Origin of the sequence: Bacillus sp. AFS015802, from assembly GCF_002561455.1 — a bacterium.
In the GTDB taxonomy this organism is placed as follows: domain Bacteria; phylum Bacillota; class Bacilli; order Bacillales; family Bacillaceae_B; genus Rossellomorea.
The window spans coordinates 106,710-128,448 of the sequence record NZ_NTUP01000059.1 but is presented as its reverse complement, the minus strand read 5'-3'; the positions used below and the strand labels follow the sequence as shown (position 1 = coordinate 128,448).

Sequence of the window (21,739 nt, the reverse complement as noted above, 5' to 3'; positions counted from 1 at the left end):
AATGGTTAAAACAATGCCCCATCAGGAAGAAAACAGGCTGATGATCCGGGATTTCCCCCAGGATGAAAGACCGAGGGAAAGACTGATCCAATGCGGTGCTGCGAGTCTGTCCAATCAGGAGCTGCTCGCCATCCTGCTCCGGACAGGGACAAAGTCCGAGTCTGTTCTTCAATTATCCAACCGCCTTTTAAATCAATTTGACGGATTGAATCTACTAAAGGATGCGTCCCTGGAAGAAATAACGAAAACGAAAGGGATCGGTCTTGCCAAGGCGGTCCAGATCATGGCTGCCGTCGAATTCGGCCGGCGCATCAGCAACCTTGCCTTTGATGACCGATACTCCATCCGTTCCCCCGAAGACGGAGCCAATTATGTCATGAACGATATGAGGTTCTTGGCGCAGGAGCATTTCGTCTGCTTATACCTCAACACAAAGAATCAAGTTCTCCACAAGCAAACCATCTTTATCGGAAGCCTCAACGCCTCCATAGTACACCCCAGGGAAGTCTTTAAAGAAGCGTTTCGCCGCTCTGCAGCATCCATCATTTGCATCCATAACCATCCATCGGGGGATCCGACTCCGAGCAGGGAAGACATAGAAGTGACAAAAAGATTGGTGGAATGTGGTCGAATCATTGGTATTGATATTCTCGATCACCTTATAATAGGGGAGAAGAAGTTTATCAGTTTAAAGGAAAAAGGGTATTTATGACACTATGATTTTTTTCCTGGTTACGATATAATAAAGCTTATGATTTTTACAAACAATATGGTGATTCAATATAACGTGAGCTTACTGAAATAAGAGAGTCATTCTACAAGGAATGAGTCTTTTCGTTATGCGTGAACGAACAATTATTGTGACGAAAATTACGAGGATAGAGAGTGATTGGACAACTCTCCTATGAAAACACATAAAACTTTTTAAAAACCAGCCAATTTGTACCAGAAAGGGAGATACCATTCATGTTTGGAACGAAAGATTTAGGGATTGATTTAGGAACAGCCAACACATTGGTGTACGTGAAAGGCAAGGGGATTGTCGTTCGCGAACCTTCTGTCGTTGCACTTCAGACGGATAACAAGCAGATTGTTGCAGTGGGAAATGATGCAAAGAATATGATCGGCCGTACACCGGGGAATGTAGTGGCGCTCCGCCCGATGAAAGACGGAGTGATTGCCGACTACGAAACGACTGCCACGATGATGAAGTACTACATAAAGCAGGCGACCCGGAATAAGGGAGCATTTTCACGAAAGCCTTATGTTATGGTTTGTGTACCTTCAGGCATTACCGGGGTGGAAGAACGAGCGGTCATCGATGCCACTAGACAAGCCGGGGCACGTGATGCCTATACGATCGAAGAGCCTTTCGCAGCGGCGATCGGAGCCAATCTACCAGTTTGGGAACCGACGGGAAGCATGGTCGTCGATATCGGTGGAGGAACGACGGAAGTGGCGATCATCTCTTTAGGCGGGATCGTGACGAGTCAGTCGATCCGCGTTGCCGGGGATGAAATGGATGATGCGATCATCAACTATATCCGTAAGACGTATAACCTGATGATAGGGGACCGTACAGCGGAAACCATCAAGATGGAAGTCGGTTCTGCAGGGGATTCTGAAGGAATCGAAGCGATGGAAATCCGCGGGCGTGACCTTCTGACGGGACTTCCGAAAACGATTGAAGTGACGGCTGTGGAAATTGCATCCGCCCTTCATGACACGGTGTATACCATTGTCGATGCCGTGAAGAGTACGCTTGAAAAGACACCGCCGGAACTTGCAGCAGACATCATGGATAGAGGGATCGTGCTGACAGGCGGAGGCGCACTGCTTCGTAATCTCGACAAAGTGATCAGTGACGAAACAAAAATGCCGGTTCTCATTGCAGAAGAACCGCTGGATTGTGTGGCGATCGGGACCGGTAAGGCCCTTGATCACATTCACCTGTTCAAAACACGGGGAAAATAATAATCGATTGTAATGGGGGACGTTTCCTTAAGGATGCAGGCGCAGCCTTAAGGCCGGCCCCATCTTTTTTCGGAGAACCATGAATATTTTGACGAATGATATCAAAAATAACCGATTTTTGATATAGTATTTACTAGAATGAGAAAAGGTTGAGGTGTACATCATGCCACAATTCTTCCTGAATAAACGTTTGATCATTCTGCTCGTCAGTGTCATTGTCCTGGTGGGATTAATCGGATTTTCTTTGCGGGACCGGGATAGCATCAGCTGGCCTGAGCAGTTTGTGAAAGATATGGTAGGATTCGGACAATCATTGGTTTCAAAACCTGTCAATTATGTAGCCGGAGTTGTTGATAACGTTCAAGATCTTCAAAATACATACACAGAAAACGAAAAGCTGAAAACGCGTTTAGACGAGTTGATCAAGCTCGAAACACAAGTGAAAGACCTTAAGCAGGATAATGATGAATTACGTTCAGTCCTTGATATCAAGGAAAATCTCCGCTCATATGATACGATCCAGGCCACGGTCATTGCAAGAAATCCAGACCAATGGCAGGAGCTCATCACCATTGATAAGGGAGAGGTGAACGGCATTCAATCCGATATGGCCGTCATTTCCTCTACAGGATTGATCGGAAAGATCAAAAGCGTCAATAAATTTTCTTCTACGGTTGAATTGATTTCAACCAATAATACGAAAAACCGGATTTCCACTGTCATTCAAAGCAAAAATCAGGATATTAACGGATGGATCGAAGGGTACGACAGTAAAGAAGAGGAAATCTTAGTGAAGCGGATTTCGAACGATATGAAGGTGGAAAAAGGCTCGAAAGTGATGACATCTGGCCTCGGCGGCGTCTTCCCGAAAGGATTGATCATCGGTGAAGTGAATGAAGTCAAACCCGACCAGTATGGGTTGACGCAAACGGCTTATGTGAAGCCGGCTGCTGATTTTTATCATTTAGAGCACGTCATGGTCATCGATCGAGAGATTCAAGGTGTGACGGAAAAAGATGCGGTTGAGGAGGAAGAGCAATGATCAGCAGGCTCCTCCTTCCTTTTATGACCGTTCTTTTCTACTACGCCGAGAGCTTATTCGTACATCTTTTTCCGAGTGAAGAGTGGTTTGATCAGAAAATCATTGTTCCACATTTCCTGATCATTGTCCTCTTCTTTATTTGTGCATACTATCAGTACCGTACCGCACTAATTTACGGATTCATCTTTGGCTTCCTGTTTGATATTTATTACACTGAAATCAATGGTATTTATCTGGTGTTATTCCCGTTTGTCATCTTTTTATCCCATCAAATGATGAAAGTGTTACATAATAACCTCTTTGTGCTGGGGATCATCTCCATGGTGAATATTTCTGTTTTAGAGTACTTTGTCTATCAGATCAACCGGATCATCAAAAGGACAGATCTGACGTTCATGCAGTTTGTGGACTGGCGTTTATGGCCGACATTGGTCCTGAATGTCCTGTTTTATATTATTTTGGCATTTCCAATGAGAAACTATCTTCTGAAGAAACGGAAAGAGTGGTTGGATGAATAAATTCGATTAGTAATTTTTTCATAAAAAGAGGAAATGACACTGCTTATGTCGAATTTATAGACGACTGAGGTGAAAAATTGCGACATGAATAAGAAGCCAAATGTGATGATAAAAGGAACAAAAGAAGGACTGACTCTTCATCTCAATGATCAATGCTCGTTTCACGAGTTAAAGAAGGAATTGGACGATAAACTGTCTGCCCATTACCGTGAAACGGAGGGGACCCCTCTCTTAACGGTCAATATTCAAACGGGCAATCGTTATTTAGCGGAAGATCAAGTGGAAGAGTTGAAAGATATTGTAAGGCAGAAACGCAATTTAGTGGTAAACGAAGTATGGAGTAATGTCATAACAAAGAATGACGCAGAGAAACTCATAGATGAACGAAATATCGAAACCCTCACAGGGGTCATCCGTTCCGGGCAGGTCGTGGAAGTACCAGGCGACATCCTCGTGGTCGGGGATGTCAATCCCGGGGGAAAGATCCTCGCTGGAGGGAATATTTACATATTAGGTTCATTAAAAGGGATAGCCCATGCCGGCTGCAATGGAAATCAAAAGTCGGTCATCGTGGCATCGAAAATGGTCCCGTCACAGCTCCGGATCGCGGATTCCCTGAACCGGGCACCTGATCGGGTGGAGGAAGAGGATGACCGCGAAATGGAATGTGCGTATGTGGATGAAAGCGGGCAGATCGTTGTCGACCGATTACAAGTTTTGAAGCATCTTAGACCAAATATTACTAGTTTTAAAGGAGGAAGCTAATGTGGGTGAAGCCATAGTTGTTACTTCAGGTAAAGGTGGAGTGGGAAAGACGACTACTTCTGCCAATGTTGGTACAGCATTAGCTCTACAAGGCAAAAAGGTTTGTTTGATTGATACCGATATCGGTCTCAGAAATCTGGACGTGGTGATGGGACTTGAAAACCGGATCATTTATGACCTGGTGGACGTGGTAGAGGGCAGATGTAAAATTCATCAGGCCCTCGTGAAAGACAAGCGTTTCGAAGACAAGCTCTTTTTACTTCCGGCTGCACAGACGAGTGATAAATCCGCTGTGAATCCTGAACAGATGAAAAAGCTGGTTTCGGACTTAAAGCAAGACTATGATTATATCATTATCGATTGTCCTGCGGGGATCGAGCAGGGATATAAGAATGCGGTAGCAGGCGCCGATCGCGCCATTGTCGTCACCACTCCCGAAATTTCGGCTGTACGGGATGCGGACCGGATCATCGGTCTTCTGGAGAAGGAAAATATCGAGCCGCCGAAACTGGTGATCAACCGTATCCGGAATCATATGATGAAAAACGGTGAGATGCTGGATGTGGATGAAATCACAACGCATCTTTCCATCGATCTTCTTGGAATCGTCGCCGATGACGAAAATGTGATCAAATCGTCCAATAAAGGAGAGCCGATCGCACTGGATCCATCCAGTAAAGCTTCTATTTCTTACCGGAATATTGCGAGACGGATCCTGGGTGAATCAGTACCCCTTCAATCACTGGAAGAAGAAAGAACCGGAGTCTTTATGAAAATCAAAAAGTTATTCGGTGTGAAAGCCTAACGTTCATCCCTGTCCCGGCAGTACGCATCATGCGTCATGCCGGGACTTTTTTATATTCTCCATGAATATTTCCACGGGACAAGTCATACATTGTAGCAAATCATGTGTAATGGAATCTTGGTATGGATCTGACACCCGTTTGCCCATCAGCAGGAATAGAACCCGGCCAATCATTGGTTATGAAACAATACCTTATAAAAAGGAATGGTGTACATGGGGAATCGAGCGGATGAAATACGTAAGCGAATCGCAAAAAGAAAGAAAATGGGAAGTTCCGGACCGACGCAGAATGCTTCATACTTTCTTCCGACGGATGAGGAGCGCTATGGAATGGAGCGTCAGAGTAGCTTTGAAGGCGGGCCACCGCCCGAGGGCGTCCATCCCCTTTTTAAGAAAGAAACCTTTATGCTGAAGGTTCTCGGGGCCGGGATCATGGTATTGGTGACGGCGATCATGTTTAAAAGTCCGTCGCCTGCATTCGATGATGCCAAGTCCGTTGTCATGAAGACGATGGATACAGAGTTCCAGTTCGCCGCGATTTCCACCTGGTATGAAGATCAGTTCGGAAAACCTTTGGCCTTATTGCCTGCAAGTAACAAGGACAAGGAGTCGGCTTCCACACAAAGTGCTGAATATGCCCGGCCTGCTTCAGGGAAGGTCGTTGAGAATTTCAAGACCAATGGGCAGGGTATCATGGTTCAGACTGTCCTCGGGGAGGATGTGACGGCTATGAAGGGAGGGTTGATCATTTTTGCAGGTAAGAAGGAGGGGCTCGGCAATACCGTCGTCATTCAGCATGCGGATCAATCGGAATCCTGGTACGGCAATCTGGAATCGATTGAGGTGAAGCAGTATGAATCAATCGGAAAGGGCTCCCTCGTGGGGAAGGTTTCATCCAGCAGTCAGGATGAAGCGACTGGTGAGTTTTATTTCGCTATTAAAATGGGTGATGAATTCATCGACCCGATACAGGTGATGTCATTTGACTAATATCATTTCTCTTATGAAGAAGTTTTACGTCCATCCCTTGCTTTGGCTTGTGATCGGGATCGCCATCATGACGGCCCACTTTTTTGAACTGATCCTGCTGCTCGTCATCATTACGATCCATGAATTGGGCCACGGGATGATGGCGCAATCCTTTTCCTGGAGGGTAAAGAAGATCGCCCTGTTACCTTTTGGCGGGGTTGCGGAAATGGATGAACACGGCAATCGGTCATTGAAGGAGGAGTTCTGGGTGGTGGCGGCAGGGCCGCTCCAGCACATCTGGCTCGTTGCCCTGGGATGGGGGCTCCTCTCCCTCGGTGCAATCAGTCAGGATTCGTTTTCGCTTTTTTTTCAATTGAATATGATGGTGTTATTGTTTAACCTCCTTCCCATTTGGCCACTTGACGGGGGGAAAATGGTTTCTTTGCTGCTTGCCACGAAGTTTAATTATTTGAGAGCGTATAAATACACGCTCCTCTTTTCATTTGGTTTATTATTGCTGTTTCACATGGTTGTTCTTGTGACGGCTCCCCTGCATCTGAATTTGTGGATCGTCCTGTCGTTCCTGTATTTCTCCCTATGGGTGGACTGGAAACAGAGGCGTTATGCCTTCATGAAGTTTTTATTAGAGCGCTATTACGGGAAGAGTCATCAGTTCGTCCAACTACGTCCGTTACCGATTGAAAGCGAAGACTCCATCATTACCGTAGTGGAGAGATTTCAACGCGGAGTCAAGCATCCGCTGGTCGTGTTTGACAAGGGGGTCGAGGTGGGCAAGCTTGATGAAAACGAACTTCTCCACGCCTTCTTCGCGGAAAAGATGACATCGGCCAAAACGAAGGATCTGCTTTACCTTTATTGACGAATGAAGAAGAACTGTATAAAGTAAAAACATGCTGAGGGTTGAGTTCAACCCTTTTTTCTTGTGACTTTTTTGGTAGAAAAGGGGTTTTTCGTGGTGGAAGAAATCATTGTTCATGGTAAGGGCAGGGAAAAACGGTGGGTCTACCGTTCACATAATGAAATCATCGGTTTATTTACATATCAGCCTGGAGATGAAAGTCTAACAGGGAATGTTTACCTTGGGAGAGTCATCAAGGTCCAAAAGGGACTGGGTGCGGCGTTCATTGACTTTGGTCAAGGCAAGAATGGATATCTCCATGAAAAGGACTTTCCGCAAAATGTGGAAGCGTATCATACGGGGGGCAATCCGACCCCCATCGGGAAATGCGTGCATGAAGGACAAAAAATCCTCGTTCAGGTCATCAAGGATGAGATGGGGACGAAGGGTGCCAGGTTGACGGCGGTCATCGAGCTGAAGGGCGAACATATGGTATACATGCCGTATGGCTACTATGTGGCGGTCTCGAAGAAAGTGGATGAAGAAAATCGAAAGGTCTTACGGCGTTTGGGGAAAGAATGGAAACGGCCGGAAGAAGGAATCGTGATGCGCACCCATGCGTCCGGGGTGAAGGAAGCGGTGCTGGAAGAGGAGTTGATCGCTCTTCGTTCCCGCTATGAGGGTCTCGAGAGGGTGTCACTGAAAGCGGGGTGTCCGTCCCTCTTATCCCGGCAGGACAGCTTTTATGAGGATCTCCATGAGCATCTGAAAAAAGGTGGGGGAGGGACGATTGTCTTCGATGATTATGAGACCCTTCTTCAGGTGGAGGAAATGAGCGGGTCCGGTCTCCGGGAAAAGTGGAATGTTGAACTGTATCAGGGTCATGAAAACATTTTTAAATATCATGGCGTCTTCTCAGCGTGGGAAGAGGCATTGAAAACGAAGGTGTGGCTTCCAAGCGGGGCCTTTCTTGTCATCGATCAGACGGAAGCGATGACGGTGGTGGATGTCAATTCCGGAAAGTTCACTGGAAAAGAAGACTTAGAGCAGACCATCCTGGAGACGAATAAGCTCGCGGCAAGGGAAATGGCGAGACAGCTGCCGCTCCGTAATCTGAGCGGGATGATCCTGATCGATTTCATCGATATGAAGAAAGAAAGCCACCAACAGGAAGTGCTGGATGTCTTTTCAGACGCACTGGTCACCGACCGGCAGCGCACGACCATCGTGGGGTTCACGAAACTAGGGATCCTCGAATTGACACGGAAGAGGACACGTCAGCCCCTCGCAGCATCCCTGACACGGCCGTGCTCGGTATGTCATGGTACAGGGATGGAGATGAGTCCGGAAACGATGGCTTTCCAGCTCGAACGGGAGCTGTGGGAATGTGAGGGGATGGACGGGTCGCACATCGAGGTGGAAGCGACCCCGGACGTGCGCGGTGTGTTTGCAGGAAGGCAGAATATACACCTGGAGCGGCTCCAAAAAGTATTGAATAAAAAAATCAGCATACAGGAAATCTCCCACGTTCATCCCTTTTACCGTATCACGAAGATTATATGAATTTCATGAATGTTATTGACAGTGCATTAAATTATATGGTAGGATTCTAATGTTATTGATTGTAGCACCCGTGCTACAACCGCTCATTACAGGTACAAAAGTGTGGAGCGATCCAACACCTGTCATTGGCGAGTCTGAGTTTATAAGGAGGTGCGATTATGTACGCAATTATCGAAACAGGTGGTAAGCAAATCCGTGTAGAAGCTGGTCAAGCGATCTACATCGAAAAGCTAAACGCAGAGCAAGGCGATACGGTAACTTTTGACAAAGTTCTATTCGTTGGTGGTGACGATGTGAAAGTAGGAAGTCCTTTAGTGGATGGAGCTACTGTAACAGCGAAAGTTGAAAAACAAGGCCGCGCGAAAAAGCTTGTAGTATTCAAATACAAAGCGAAAAAGAACTACCGTCGTAAGCAAGGTCACCGTCAACCGTACACTAAAGTTGTCATTGACGAAATCAACGCGTAAGGCGTGATAGCATGATTAACGTTTACGTAGAGCGTTCCTCCGGGAAAAGGATCCGTTCTTTCTCCATGGATGGACATGCCGATTTTGCCGATAATGGGCAAGACATTGTTTGTGCAGGTGCTTCTGCTGTTTCATTCGGCAGTATTAATGCCATCATGGCGTTAACGGGTGTGGAACCTGCCATCGAGCAATCCGCTGATGGTGGATATCTTCGCTGCGTCATCCCTGATGACCTTCCGGAAGAAACGGGGAACAAGATTCAGCTGCTGCTTGACGGCATGCTTATCAGCCTCCAAACGATTGAAAGAGACTATAGTGATTTTATTAAAATAACCTTCAAAAAGTAGGAGGTGGAACAGATGTTAAGATTAGACCTTCAGTTTTTTGCATCCAAAAAAGGAGTAGGTTCGACTAAGAATGGTCGTGACTCTATCTCAAAGCGTCTTGGTGCTAAGCGTGCAGACGGTCAAATGGTTACTGGTGGATCCATTCTTTACCGTCAACGCGGTACGAAAATTTATCCAGGCCTAAACGTCGGCCGTGGCGGCGACGATACACTTTTCGCTAAAACCGACGGTGTTGTTCGTTTTGAACGCATGGGTCGTGACAAGAAAAAAGTGAGCGTATACCCAGTTGCGAATGAAGCTTAATCGCATATCTTTAACGAAAACTCTAACCGACTTTCGGTTAGAGTTTTATTTTTATCAAAGGTCATGAAAATTCTTATTCGAATTTCATTCACATACACCAATTTCACAGAAACGATATACGCACCGCTCCCATCTTTGATATACTTACAGGTAGCACTTAATGTATAGGAGTTAGATTATGAGCGAAAATTGGGGTGTAGTCGAGGCGTTGAGGCATGCCCGCCACGACTGGATGAACGATCTGCAATTAATTAAAGGGAACCTGGATCTTGACCGCGTGGAGCGTGCCAAGCAGGTGATCGAGGAAATGGTGCTTGTTGCACAAAATGAGTCAAAGCTTTCGAATGTAAAGCTTCCATTATTGGCAGAATGGATATTAACATATAATTGGTCAAGACATTTGATTAAGCTGGATTTTGAAGTCCTTCAATGTGAGTCCTCACACGGGCTTGAAGATATGAGGCTTTATAACTGGTGCAAGGAGTTCCTTGCATTCCTTGAATCAAATGTAATGAACAATGTAGAAAATCAACTATCCATCTTACTGGACATTACAAAAGAACAATCCCGTTTTATATTTGATTTCACTGGTATACTAAAGAGTACAAGCAAGGTTGAAGACTGGATTGAAAATCAGCGATCAAACGGACAAAATATAGAAATAGAACAACTTCAAGAAGAGGTTCTTGTCGTTCATGTAGTCGTTTCATAGGACGACTGCACGGATAAGTTAGGAGTGAAAGTATGTTTATAGATCAGGTCAAGGTTTATACAAAGGGCGGTGACGGCGGTAACGGTATGGTCGCCTTCCGTCGTGAGAAATATGTACCGAAAGGTGGTCCCGCAGGAGGAGATGGCGGTCACGGTGCTGACGTTATTTTCGAAGTGGATGAAGGGTTAAGGACCCTGATGGATTTCCGCTATCAGCGTCATTTCAAGGCCCCTCGTGGAGAGCACGGGATGAGTAAGAATCAGCATGGACGAAATGCGGAGGACATGGTTGTCAAGGTTCCGCCGGGTACCGTCGTAAAGGATGACGATACGGGTGAAACGATTGCCGACCTTGTGCAGCATGGCCAGCGTGCCGTGATCACGAAAGGCGGACGCGGCGGAAGAGGGAATTCCCGATTCGCAACCCCTGCCAACCCTGCACCTGAGCTTTCTGAGAAGGGTGAGCCGGGTCAAGAGCGCTATATCGTCATGGAACTGAAGCTTCTTGCTGATGTAGGATTGGTCGGATTCCCAAGCGTCGGGAAATCCACACTGCTTTCCGTTGTTTCAGCAGCGAAGCCTAAGATCGCTTCGTACCATTTCACCACGATCGTTCCGAATCTCGGTATGGTGGAAACGGGAGACGGAAGAAGCTTCGTCATGGCCGACCTGCCGGGACTCATTGAAGGGGCCCATGAAGGTGTCGGGCTCGGACATCAATTCCTCCGTCATATTGAACGTACGCGCGTCATCGTGCATGTCATTGATATGAGCGGGATGGAAGGAAGAGATCCGTACGAGGATTACCTGACGATCAATGAAGAGCTTAAGCAGTACAATCTTCGTTTAACCGAGCGTCCTCAAATTATCGTTGCGAATAAAATGGACATGCCGGATTCGGAAGAGAATCTGAAGATCTTCAAAGAGAAACTTCAGGAAGATTATCCTGTGTTCCCGATTTCAGCAGTTACTCGACAAGGTCTCTCTGAGCTGTTGTATGCCGTAGCGGATAAAGTGGAAACCACAGCTGAATTCCCGATCCATGAAGAAGAAGAGACGGGCATTCACCGCGTTCTTTACAAGCATGAAGAGGAAGAAAGAGAATTCGAGATCACCCGTGATCCTGATGGGACATTCGTGGTCGGAGGTGCGAAAATTGAACGCTTGTTCAAAATGACGGACTTCTCCCGTGAAGACTCGGCAAGACGTTTCGCGAGACAACTTCGTTCGTATGGTGTTGATGATGCCCTTCGTGAACGTGGTGCCAAAAATGGCGATACGATCCGCTTAATAAAATACGAGTTCGAATTTGTAGATTAAGTTCATCCTTCACCTATTTCAGACAGATGGCAGGTGGCGGCTGCCGCTGCCTGCTCTACAATAGAAAGCGAAAGCGGTTTTTAAAGGGGCATGCTGCCTCTGACCTCTACAGCTAGATAATTGGAGGAATAGTCATTGGGGAAAAAATTTCAAGAAGGCAAGTTTTACTTGGTACGTGAAGACGTGCTGCCGGAAGCGATGAAGAAAACCCTGGATGCAAAAGAATTGATTGAAAGGGGCAAGGCGGATTCAGTATGGGAAGCGGTCCACCGCGTCGATTTGAGCCGAAGCGCCTTTTACAAGTACCGTGATACAGTGTTTCCTTTCCACACCGTGGTGAAGGAACGGATCATCACGCTGTTCTTTCATTTGGAGGACCGGTCAGGGACATTGTCTCATCTATTAAGTGAAACAGCTAAGCATGGTTGTAATATATTAACGATCCATCAGACGATCCCGTTACAGGGAAGGGCGAATGTGACCCTTTCGTTAAATGTGACAGACCTCACGATCGGATTGGAAGATTTGCTCTCAAAGCTCAGGAGACTGGAATTTGTGGAGAAGGTAGAAGTGTTGGGTTCAGGAGCCTGACGCTTCTTTTTTATAGGCTGTTTTCCTAAACTTTGTTGTTTTAAAGGGAAAGTGCTGGTTGATTTCCGCTCCAAGTGCTCGCTTTCCGCGGGGCGTGAGTTGAGCCTCCTCGTGCTTTGCCCTGCGGGGTCTCAACTGTCTAGCTCCGGCGGCTAGCCCCTCGAGGTCATAAGCTAAACGGTCTAAGAAGGCAAATAGCGCCTTCTTAAGCCCATTCATCTTATGCTTGTCGGGGCTGTCCAAGCCGCCTGCGCTTTTCGTGCTTTCCCGCTATTCCCGCAGGAGTCGAGCACCTTCCGCTCCAATCAACTTTCCAAGCATGAGTTTCTTAAATTGACTTATATAATTATCTAGACGTTTAAACCTCCATAAATTCCTTTTAGTATAGAAGCTGTAGTACAGAGCCTTGTTAAATACTGATTTTTAAAACACCAATCTTTGCGAATAGAGCTTTTTATAAGAAAACCTTCCCCTTTTATTCTATACGTGTTAGAATGTTCAATAAATTTCTAGTGAGCGAGAGGAAGATCAGAGTGAAGATTGCATATTTAGGACCAGAGGCTTCCTTTACGGATTTAGCGGTCAAGAAGGCATTTCCGGAAGAGGAAACCGTATCATATGTGACGATTCCCGATTGCATCGAAGCGGTGATCGAGAATGAAGTGGATTATGCCGTCGTACCTTTGGAAAATGCCCTGGAAGGCTCGGTACATATAACGGTGGATTATTTGTTTCATGAAGCGGATTTGGCGATCGTAGCTGAATTGACGTCTGCCATTCAGCAGCATTTAATGATCCATCCGGAGTGGGGGGAGAGTGAGGAGTCAATCGAGAAGGTCCTTTCCCATTCCCACGCATTGGCGCAGTGTCATAAATTTTTACATAAACAGTTTCGGGGGGTTCCCCTGGAACAGACGACGAGTACGGCTGCAGCGGCCAAATTCGTGAGTGAGAATCCGGACTCGTTCCTCGGGGCGATCGGAAACGAGCTCGCAGCAGAAAAATACGGGTTGAACATCCTGCATGAGAACATCCATGACTTTGCCTATAACCATACAAGATTCATCGTCTTACATAAATCCGCGGATCCATTATCCCTTTCCCAGGAAAAAAGCAGGGAGAAGACGACCTTGATGGTGACTCTCCCGAAAGATCGATCGGGAGCGCTCCATCAGGTATTATCGACCTTTGCCTGGAGACAATTGAACTTGAGCAAAATCGAATCAAGACCGCTGAAAACAGGGCTCGGTGATTATTTCTTTTTGATCGATGTCGCTCATGGTATGGATGATGTCCTTCTTCCCGGGGCGATCAGTGAAATGGAAGCCCTCGGATGCAAGGTGAAAATGATTGGGACTTATTCTTCTTATTTATTGGATACTTGAACAGTGAAAAGGCAGATTCCGAAGTCGGAATCTGCCTTTTCATTTCTATTCGTATCAAGCCTGAATCAGGAACCCTGCATCCTGAAGGGCTTTTTCTGCTGTCTCCAGGGCTTGCTCACTATTCGCCATCAGGGTATGTAAATGAACACCGTCGGTTAATTCCGAAAGAAAAGAGGCCCCGGTTTCTTCAATCTTCTTCATAAATTGCTCCACTTCCTTACGGTTGGACACCATAATCGAAGCCGTCAGGTCTCCGTAAACGCCGTGTTCGATCTTGACATCCTTGACGGTGACCCCGTGATCGACCAGCAGGAAGAGTTCTTCTTCGGAGCGGTCAGGTGAATGCTGGCAGGCAACCGTCCGTTCCACCATGTTATCCTGATTGGAATGGGGCATATACAGGTAGCCCTGACTCGTCGCAATGATCGGTTCACCCTTTGCTTTCAGCAGGGTAATGTCACTTACGATCACCTGCCGGCTGACATTGGTCTGCTTGGCGAACTCTCCCCCTGTGATCGGTGCCTGCTTCGTGATCAGCTTATCGAGGATCCACTGTCTTCTTTCATCCCCGAGGATTTTTTTTCCTGTCAATGTTATCGCCTCCGTCCCGAATTGATATAGGAAATCATACCACAACCGGCCCTTCAAGTTAAGGGTATTTATGAGCATCATGAATGTCCGCGAGCGTATCCGCCAATGCCCCTGCCTGATCCATCCCCGTATCCCTTCCGAATGAAATCCGGATGAATTCTTTCCCGGCTCTCGAACTGACTCTCATACTTCCAAGTGTCCTGGACATGTCCTGTGACCCTGCACTGCATGCACTGCCGGTGGAAATAGAGAATCCCCGCCTGTTGCATTCAAGCATGAGCCACTGCCCCTCAAGGCCATGGATCCCAAGACCGATGACATGCGACAGCTGTGCATGTGAGGGAGCTTCATAAAGGGTGTATTGCCCTTGCAGCCGTTCTTCGAGCCGTGATATAAAATGTGTCCGCAGTTCCATGTAATGGGAGGTTCGTAAGGAATGGAGACTTTTTTCTGCAGCTGTCACAAACCCTGCTATCCCGGGCAGATTCACCGTTCCTCCCCGGAATCCGTCTTCATGGGTCTGTCCCGGTATCATGGGGGAGACGTCAAGCCCTGGATGGATATAGAGGGCGCCGACTCCCTTGGGTCCGTAGATCTTATGAGAGGAAAGGGTGAAGCTGTCGACCATGGAAGCATATTCCGTAATGTCTATTTTCCCGAATGATTGAACCATATCACTGTGAAGCAGCACATCACGGTTTGAAAGCATATCTTTAATGGCATGGAGCGGCTGTATCGTTCCGATTTCACCATTGACGTGTCCGATGCTCACGACGGTCGTTTGGTCGGAAAGGGATGCTTCTAATCGCTCCAGATCGATCAACCCTTTAGAATTCAGAGGAACCTTCGTCACTGAAAAGCCGAGATCCTGGAGGAAGCCTGCAGAGGAATGCAGGGAAGAATGCTCCGCTCCCCCGATGATGATGTGCTTCCCTTTCGTCCGTCTGCTTGTAGCCAGCGTGACGAGGGCCAAATGGTTCCCTTCCGTCCCTCCGGAAGTGAAGTAGATCCCCTTCGCCGGAACACCGAGCATGGTGCTTAGTTTTTCCCTGCATTTCGAAAGGAGATGCTGTGCTTTTCCCCCGATATCGTGAAGACTGCTCGGATTACCCCAGAACTCCTCGCTCACGGTCCGGAAGATCTGTAAACTTTCAGGGTCAACAGGGGTTGTCGCAGCGTAATCAAAATAGTTCATCATGTAACCTGCCTTTAATGGGAATTGTCTGAATATATGAGTCTTGTAAAAAACTCTTGTCATTAGTTTAAATATGTGTAAACATATGTGTCAAGACACCTGTAAATAATCAGGAGGGTTTTTAATGAAAAAAGCCGATATTATCATTGTTGGAAGTGGCATTGCCGCACTGCAATTGGCACGGCGGCTTCAAGATCATTTTTATGTGATGATTATCACAAAGGATGAAATCGAAAGCGGCAACTCGTTCCTTGCCCAAGGCGGTATCGCGGCACCTTTGGGACTGAAGGATTCCGTCCGTGCCCATTTGAAAGATACATTGGAAGCAGGCTGCTATCACCAGGAAGAAGAGAGTGTGAAGGAACTCATAGTCGATGGAAAGAGGATCGTTGAATCCATGGTGGATGATGGGGCACCTTTCGATCGAAATAGGGATGGAAGCCTTGCTCTCGGGATGGAGGGGGCACACAGTGAACACCGTATCCTCCACAGCGGTGGAGATCAGACGGGGAAATATTTAGTGAAGCATTTATTGAAGGGCCTATCGGGTAAGAAGGTCGAATTCGTTGAAGGACAAATGGTGTATGAGCTTGTCAAGGATGACAGGGGGCATTGCTGCGGGGTGAAAACGAAGGATAAAGATGAGGCGATCCGCTATTACTATGCTCCCCACATTGTTCTCGCCACAGGCGGGATCGGCGGGTTATATCCGTTTACATCCAATCACCCGGCAGTGACGGGAGACGGGATGGCCCTTGCCTTTCTAGCTGGGGCAAAGCTCTCAGATATGGAATTCATTCAGTTTCATCCGACGCTGCTTTGGTCGGAGGGGAAAACATGTGGACTTATTTCGGAAGCGGTAAGGGGAGAGGGAGCCCTTCTTTTAAACGATGAGGGAAAAAGGATCATGGAGGGCGTCGATTCCCTTATGGAGCTTGCCCCCCGGCATATCGTAGCTGAGTGCATATATAAGGAACGGCAAAAGGGAAAAGACGTGTATCTGGATATTAGTAGAATAGAAGACTTTCAACGGAAATTCCCTTCTATTTCCGCCCTTTGCTCAACCCATCATATTTCCATCGAGGCAGGGAGGATCCCTGTTTCTCCGGGATGTCATTTTATGATGGGAGGAATCGTGACCGATCGTGCAGGACGGACCAATATCCCGGGATTGTACGCCATCGGGGAGGTTGCGTGCAGCGGCATCCACGGTGCGAATCGCCTGGCAAGCAATTCACTTCTGGAAGGATTGGTGTACGGAGACCGCCTCGGTGAGTATTTGATCCGGAGCGGTGTCACACACTCCCCCCGGGTTCATTCTCCGATTGATCAGTTAGTAGAGGGAGAGTCGCTGCATATTCCCTTTCAACCCGATGAGTTGAAAAGAGGAATGATGAATCATGTGGGGATCATCCGGGAGGAAAACGGATTGCTTGCTCATCTGAACTGGCTCAAGAAGCAGCCTCTGACATTCCATGAACACCTTGATTTTAATTCACGTGAAGAGATTCATGCCTATTTCATGTGGGTCGTCAGCCTGCTTGTCTCAGAGTCCGCTCTATTACGGACGGAAAGCAGGGGAGGGCATATCCGGGCGGATTACCCCGGGGAAGATCAAGATGGGTGGTTTAAACGAAAGATCATTTTACAAAATAATGAAGGCCGATTGAGGGTGGGATACCATGAACAAAATGAAATTAAAATCTATGCTTGAAGCATTTTACCGGGAAGATCTTGGCGACGGTGATATATCGTCCCAGATTTTATTCGGTAAAAACGATGAAGGGTCCTTTTCCTTCCATATGAAAGAAAACGGTATTTTTTGCGGTAAGGATGTGATTGAAATCGGTTTTTCCCTGTTTGATCCTTCTATCCATGTGCAAATGTACGTGGAGGATGGTGAATCGGTGGAGGAAGGACAAAAGGTTGCTGAAATGACGGGTCCGATGGGGGATCTCCTTCAAGCTGAACGGGTGGTGCTGAATCTGATTCAGCGCATGAGCGGTATTGCAACGGAAACATACCGGGCCGTCGAGCAGGTGAAGGGCAGCGGCGTAAGGCTCTGTGATACGAGGAAAACGACGCCGGGGCTCAGGATGCTTGAGAAGTATGCCGTAAGGACCGGCGGGGGGTTCAATCACAGGAATGGCCTGTATGATGCCGTCATGCTGAAGGATAATCACATTTCCTTTGCCGGCTCGATCACCGGGGCCGTAAAGCAGGTGAAAAGTCGGATCGGTCATATGGTCAAAGTGGAAGTTGAAATCGAAACAAAGGAGCAGTTAATGGAAGCGGTCGATGCCTGTGCCGATGTCATTATGTTCGATAACTGCACACCAGAGACGATCCGGGAGTGGATCCCCCTCGTGCCTTCCCATATCGTGACGGAAGCTTCAGGAGGAATCACCAGGGATACGCTCGGTGCTTATGCGGAGACCGGGGTGGACTATATCTCCCTCGGATACTTGACACATTCGGTGAAATCACTTGATATCAGTGCAAGAGTACGGATAGGAAAAGGGGTATGAACATGGGGTTACTGGATGAATTAACGAAGGAAACGGGCGTTTTGCCTGAAGCGATTACGCGACTTTCCATTGAAGAGATGGAAAGAAGAGTGAAAGAAATCAAGCTCCAAATGGGAAAGAAGCTTTTTATCCCGGGGCATCATTATCAGAAGGACGAAGTGATCCAATTTGCTGATGCCGTTGGGGATTCCCTGCAGCTTGCCCAACTATCAGCCGAAAATAAAGAAGCGGAGTATATTGTGTTTTGTGGTGTTCATTTTATGGCTGAAACGGCCGATATTTTAACGGACGATCACCAGGCAGTCATTTTGCCGGACATGAGGGCAGGGTGTTCCATGGCGGATATGGCCGACATTTATCAGACGGAAAAAGCATGGAAGACACTTAAGGATGTTTTCGGGGACAGTATCATCCCCCTTACGTATGTGAACTCGACTGCGGCGATCAAAAGCTTTGTCGGAAAAAATGGGGGAGCCACGGTGACGTCATCCAATGCCCATAAAATGGTGGAGTGGGCTTTGGGGGAGAAACAACGCATCCTTTTCCTTCCTGATCAGCATTTAGGACGCAATACAGCAGCCGATCTCGGTGTGCCCTTGAGTGAAATGGCCGTTTGGGACCCCATCCGAAATGAACTGATTTATGAGGGGGATGTGGAAAGGGTGAAAGTGATCCTGTGGAAAGGTCACTGCTCGGTGCATGAAAATTTCACAGAGAAAAATATCGAAGACATCCGCAACCATCATCCTGAAATGAAAATCATCGTTCACCCGGAATGTCGACGTGAAGTCGTCGAGAAATCCGATCTGAATGGAAGTACAAAATATATTATCGACACGATCGAACAATCTCCGCCGGGTTCGTCCTTTGCCATCGGGACGGAAATGAACCTTGTGAAGAGGCTGATCAACCAGCATCAGGACAAGAAAATTGTTTCCCTCAACCCCTATATGTGTCCCTGCTTGACGATGAATCGAATCGATTTGCCCCATCTCCTGTGGTCATTGGAGAAAATGGTGGAAGGAAATCCTGAAAATATCATTAAAGTGGATGAAGAGATCTCAAAAAATGCGATTTTCGCTTTAGATCGCATGTTGGTCCGCGCTTAATGCATATAAATAGTTAGTTGAACAAGCTGAAATATACCGTCCCTATCCTGGAGACGGTATATTTTTTTTTGCTATCTCATAAGTTTTTATGTAGATGATTAGCAATTTGCCTATCTTGTCATAGGATATATAGACTTATGCCTGAGGAGGGAAACAGAGTGAAAATCCATATTGTTCAAAAAGGGGATACTCTTTGGAAAATCGCCAAGAAGTATGGCGTGAATTTCGAAGAATTAAAGCAAATGAATGCCCAGCTTTCAAATCCTGACATGATCATGCCCGGCATGAAAATTAAAGTGCCGACTGCAGGCGGGACCGTGAAAAAAGAGACACAGATCAAATACGGTTCCAAGGAAATGCCGAAGAAGGAGATGCCGAAAGCCGAGCATCCATTCAAAGAGCAGAAGCCTATGGCCATGCCGGTAGAAGAGCCAAAGAAAGAAATGCCGAAAGAAGTACAAAAGCCATTCGCACCAAAAATGCCAAAGCCGGTAGTCCCGGAAATTGATATCAACAACTATTACATGATGAATATGGCGAATATGCAAGTGCAGCAGCCAAAACAGCAGGCAAAACCAATGCCTAAACCTGTATCGCCGCCTAAACCTACCAACGTACTCCCGAAAGCGAAAGAACAGCCAAAGCCAAAACAAGAAGCCGTGAAAGGTGTTCAAGAAGAAGAAAGCTTACAAATGCCAGCACAACCACAAGGAGGGAACACCCAGCCTATGTATTATAACCCGAATAATTGCGTACCTGTATCACCCGTCATGCCAGGATCAGGTTTCTGCCCGCCACATGGAGGAATGTATCCAGGAGCAGGCTATGGAATGCCGATGGGACCAGGAAGTCAGGTCCAAGGTGCTCAATCGATGCCTGGAATGCAGAACATGCCAATGATGCCTCAGATGGGATATGACGAAGAGTCCTCTTCCGTTATGCCATACATGCCTCATGCTCAGATGCCGATGCAGATGCCAATGCAACAGCCGATGCAACAGCCAATGCAAATGCCGATGCAGCAGCCGATGGGTCAGCCGTCTGGAGTCATGGGTGTATCAGATGAGAATTATCCATCTGTTCAAATGCCGCAGCAACAGGCTCCATACATGCCGTATCCAGGAAATTGTTATCCTGTCTCACCCGTCATGCCGGGACCTGGATTCCAAGGAGGAATGCCGGGCGGATATCCGATGGGGCCGGGAGGTCAGGTTCAGGGAATGATGTCGGAAGAGTCACCTTCCATGGGCGGATATCAAATGCCGATGGGCCAGCCGTCCAATGTGATGGGAGCACAGTATCAAACGCCGATGGGTCAGCCATCCAATGTGATGGGAGCAAGTGACCAGGGGGATTGCGGATGTGGTGGACCTCAATATGGTCAAATGATGCATCAACCGATGATGCAGCAATATATGCCCCAAGGAATGCAGCAGCCATACGGCTACGGACCTGGAATGATGGGTCAGGGAATGCCTGGTGCAGGAATGCCGATGGGACCTCAAGGTCAGGGAATGGGTATGGGTATGCCGATGGGACCTCAAGGGATGCCAATGGGGCCTCAGGGAATGCAAATGGGATCACCAGGGATGTTTGGGCCAAGAGCATTTGCCATGCCGAATTTCAATGACGATGATTTTGAGGGATAACATGCTTGCCGGAGGGGACGATTATTCACATCGTCTCCTTTCTTTTTTGCAAAATAAGTTAAAGGATCCCGGTGCATCATTAAAAATCATTAAAGAGGGAAAATGGGTACTGAAAAGCCAAGGGAGAAAATGGTTCGTGAAACGATTTCCCAACCAATTGAAATTTCTGCTTCAGGAACGCCTGATTTCAACCCTGTTAAGAGAAAAGTTTTACCATGTCCTGCCGTTTCACCCGATTCATGAAAGGGAAATGCTATTATTTGAAGGGTTTCCCATCGGGATTACGATGTGGTTGGAAACATCCACCCCCATCAGCTATGATCAACCGAAAGACAGGGAAGATGCACTGAATGTATTGAAAAAATTTCATACCGTTTCGAAAACGATCCAGGGTTCTTGGACAGAAGAGATCCCACACTATAAATGGCTGAAAAAATGGAAAAAGCGAATGATGCAGTTTCAACATAATCTTCCCTATTTGCAGGCATTCATTCAGCCGTATTATTTGTATACTTATTTAGAGTGGGGAAAGTGGGCATTAAAGCAATTAAAATCAATCGGCATCCATGAATATGGAAACTGCATCACCCATGGAGATGTAGCGCATCATAATTTCTTAAGGGGAAAGAACGGGATTGTATACTTGATCGACTTCGACCTTATGTCCTTCTCTACAGAAATGACGGACGATCTGCAATACTGCAACCGGATTTTACCTTATTTAAATTGGTCCCTCAGTGACATCAGGGAGACGGAACACTTCCAGTCTTATCGTGATCAGCTGATCTTTTATATTGGATTGATGTACCCATCCGATGTGTTCCGGGAGTGGAATCGATTCATAAGGGAAGACCAATATTATAAACAGCGTGTGTGGGGGTATTTAACCGATTTGACCATTGTACAATTCCCGCACCGGATGCAATTCAATCAAGAGCTGCATGGAGAAGTGAAACGGATCAATACCCAATTGTAGGGGATGTCTCCAAACTTTGATCTGAATGAAAGATAACCTCCTTTCACAACCTAATGGTGAGCAGAAAATATG

Annotated in this window: 23 protein-coding genes and 1 other annotated feature; of the genes, 21 read left to right on the top strand and 2 right to left on the bottom strand. The window is 47.0% G+C overall.

Annotation, left to right across the window (positions count from 1 at the left end; translation table 11 throughout):
* The first annotated feature begins 1 nt into the window (after window position 1).
* From radC to pheA, 16 genes are all read left to right on the top strand, one after another.
* The gene (radC, locus tag CN378_RS15385; protein ID WP_306471880.1) at window positions 2-712 is read left to right on the top strand and encodes a RadC family protein; all 711 of its coding nucleotides are present in this window, start codon (window positions 2-4) and stop codon (window positions 710-712) included.
* Between the two features lie 254 nt (window positions 713-966).
* Window positions 967-1,974, top strand: coding sequence for a rod shape-determining protein (locus tag CN378_RS15380; protein WP_061810195.1), 1,008 nt, complete (start codon window positions 967-969; stop codon window positions 1,972-1,974).
* A gap of 163 nt (window positions 1,975-2,137) precedes the next feature.
* The gene (gene mreC, locus CN378_RS15375) at window positions 2,138-3,016 is read left to right on the top strand and encodes a rod shape-determining protein MreC (protein ID WP_098353297.1); all 879 of its coding nucleotides are present in this window, start codon (window positions 2,138-2,140) and stop codon (window positions 3,014-3,016) included.
* Window positions 3,013-3,534: a rod shape-determining protein MreD gene (mreD, locus tag CN378_RS15370; RefSeq protein ID WP_098353295.1), complete on the top strand. Its 522-nt coding sequence runs from the start codon at window positions 3,013-3,015 to the stop codon at window positions 3,532-3,534. Before mreC ends, mreD begins: the two co-directional genes overlap by 4 nt.
* An 84-nt stretch (window positions 3,535-3,618) precedes the next feature.
* The gene (gene minC / locus CN378_RS15365; protein ID WP_098353293.1) at window positions 3,619-4,299 is read left to right on the top strand and encodes a septum site-determining protein MinC; all 681 of its coding nucleotides are present in this window, start codon (window positions 3,619-3,621) and stop codon (window positions 4,297-4,299) included.
* Window position 4,300: 1 nt separating this feature from the next.
* Complete coding sequence (minD, locus tag CN378_RS15360; protein ID WP_098353291.1) at window positions 4,301-5,104, top strand: septum site-determining protein MinD; 804 nt, start codon at window positions 4,301-4,303, stop codon at window positions 5,102-5,104.
* A 213-nt stretch (window positions 5,105-5,317) separates the two neighbouring features.
* Entirely contained in the window at window positions 5,318-6,094 is a 777-nt protein-coding gene (locus CN378_RS15355; protein ID WP_098353289.1) for a M23 family metallopeptidase, read from the top strand.
* Window positions 6,087-6,953: a M50 family metallopeptidase gene (locus tag CN378_RS15350; RefSeq protein ID WP_179884944.1), complete on the top strand. Its 867-nt coding sequence runs from the start codon at window positions 6,087-6,089 to the stop codon at window positions 6,951-6,953. Before CN378_RS15355 ends, CN378_RS15350 begins: the two co-directional genes overlap by 8 nt.
* A gap of 96 nt (window positions 6,954-7,049) precedes the next feature.
* Window positions 7,050-8,495, top strand: a complete 1,446-nt coding sequence (locus tag CN378_RS15345) for an Rne/Rng family ribonuclease (protein ID WP_179884943.1) — start codon at window positions 7,050-7,052, stop codon at window positions 8,493-8,495.
* A 67-nt stretch (window positions 8,496-8,562) separates the two neighbouring features.
* Window positions 8,563-8,641: a sequence feature (ribosomal protein L21 leader region), on the top strand.
* Window positions 8,642-8,653: 12 nt separating this feature from the next.
* The gene (gene rplU, locus CN378_RS15340; RefSeq protein WP_034757222.1) at window positions 8,654-8,962 is read left to right on the top strand and encodes a 50S ribosomal protein L21; all 309 of its coding nucleotides are present in this window, start codon (window positions 8,654-8,656) and stop codon (window positions 8,960-8,962) included.
* 11 nt (window positions 8,963-8,973) lie between these two features.
* The gene (locus CN378_RS15335) at window positions 8,974-9,309 is read left to right on the top strand and encodes a ribosomal-processing cysteine protease Prp (protein ID WP_098353286.1); all 336 of its coding nucleotides are present in this window, start codon (window positions 8,974-8,976) and stop codon (window positions 9,307-9,309) included.
* Between the two features lie 12 nt (window positions 9,310-9,321).
* On the top strand, window positions 9,322-9,612 hold the full coding sequence (rpmA, locus tag CN378_RS15330) for a 50S ribosomal protein L27 (protein ID WP_044339518.1): 291 nt from the start codon (window positions 9,322-9,324) through the stop codon (window positions 9,610-9,612).
* Window positions 9,613-9,790: 178 nt separating this feature from the next.
* Window positions 9,791-10,324, top strand: a complete 534-nt coding sequence (locus CN378_RS15325; protein WP_098353284.1) for a Spo0B C-terminal domain-containing protein — start codon at window positions 9,791-9,793, stop codon at window positions 10,322-10,324.
* Between the two features lie 32 nt (window positions 10,325-10,356).
* Window positions 10,357-11,643, top strand: a complete 1,287-nt coding sequence (obgE, locus tag CN378_RS15320) for a GTPase ObgE (RefSeq protein ID WP_098353282.1) — start codon at window positions 10,357-10,359, stop codon at window positions 11,641-11,643.
* Between the two features lie 135 nt (window positions 11,644-11,778).
* The gene (locus tag CN378_RS15315) at window positions 11,779-12,234 is read left to right on the top strand and encodes an ACT domain-containing protein (RefSeq protein ID WP_044339521.1); all 456 of its coding nucleotides are present in this window, start codon (window positions 11,779-11,781) and stop codon (window positions 12,232-12,234) included.
* A 533-nt stretch (window positions 12,235-12,767) separates the two neighbouring features.
* Complete coding sequence (gene pheA / locus CN378_RS15305) at window positions 12,768-13,619, top strand: prephenate dehydratase (protein ID WP_483295089.1); 852 nt, start codon at window positions 12,768-12,770, stop codon at window positions 13,617-13,619.
* A gap of 54 nt (window positions 13,620-13,673) precedes the next feature.
* On the opposite strand, the gene CN378_RS15300 is transcribed toward pheA, so the two are convergent.
* Both CN378_RS15300 and CN378_RS15295 read right to left on the bottom strand, forming a co-directional pair.
* The gene (locus CN378_RS15300) at window positions 13,674-14,210 is read right to left on the bottom strand and encodes a transcription repressor NadR (RefSeq protein ID WP_257141159.1); all 537 of its coding nucleotides are present in this window, start codon (window positions 14,208-14,210) and stop codon (window positions 13,674-13,676) included.
* A 58-nt stretch (window positions 14,211-14,268) separates the two neighbouring features.
* A complete protein-coding gene (locus CN378_RS15295; RefSeq protein WP_098353350.1) occupies window positions 14,269-15,405 on the bottom strand; it encodes an IscS subfamily cysteine desulfurase in 1,137 nt (378 codons plus the stop codon).
* A gap of 124 nt (window positions 15,406-15,529) precedes the next feature.
* Between CN378_RS15295 and nadB the strand changes: the two genes are divergently transcribed.
* The 5 genes from nadB (at window position 15,530) to CN378_RS15270 (ending at window position 21,667) form a co-directional block, all read left to right on the top strand.
* Complete coding sequence (gene nadB, locus CN378_RS15290) at window positions 15,530-17,119, top strand: L-aspartate oxidase (RefSeq protein ID WP_098353276.1); 1,590 nt, start codon at window positions 15,530-15,532, stop codon at window positions 17,117-17,119.
* On the top strand, window positions 17,088-17,933 hold the full coding sequence (nadC, locus tag CN378_RS15285) for a carboxylating nicotinate-nucleotide diphosphorylase (RefSeq protein ID WP_098353274.1): 846 nt from the start codon (window positions 17,088-17,090) through the stop codon (window positions 17,931-17,933). The genes nadB and nadC overlap by 32 nt, the downstream gene beginning before the upstream one ends.
* A 2-nt stretch (window positions 17,934-17,935) precedes the next feature.
* Window positions 17,936-19,042 (top strand): quinolinate synthase NadA, encoded by a 1,107-nt coding sequence (gene nadA / locus CN378_RS15280; RefSeq protein ID WP_098353273.1) that lies wholly within the window; start codon window positions 17,936-17,938, stop codon window positions 19,040-19,042.
* Window positions 19,043-19,200: 158 nt separating this feature from the next.
* The gene (gene safA, locus CN378_RS23095; RefSeq protein ID WP_306471879.1) at window positions 19,201-20,691 is read left to right on the top strand and encodes a SafA/ExsA family spore coat assembly protein; all 1,491 of its coding nucleotides are present in this window, start codon (window positions 19,201-19,203) and stop codon (window positions 20,689-20,691) included.
* The gene (locus CN378_RS15270; protein ID WP_142323618.1) at window positions 20,669-21,667 is read left to right on the top strand and encodes a phosphotransferase; all 999 of its coding nucleotides are present in this window, start codon (window positions 20,669-20,671) and stop codon (window positions 21,665-21,667) included. Before safA ends, CN378_RS15270 begins: the two co-directional genes overlap by 23 nt.
* Window positions 21,668-21,739 lie beyond the last annotated feature (72 nt).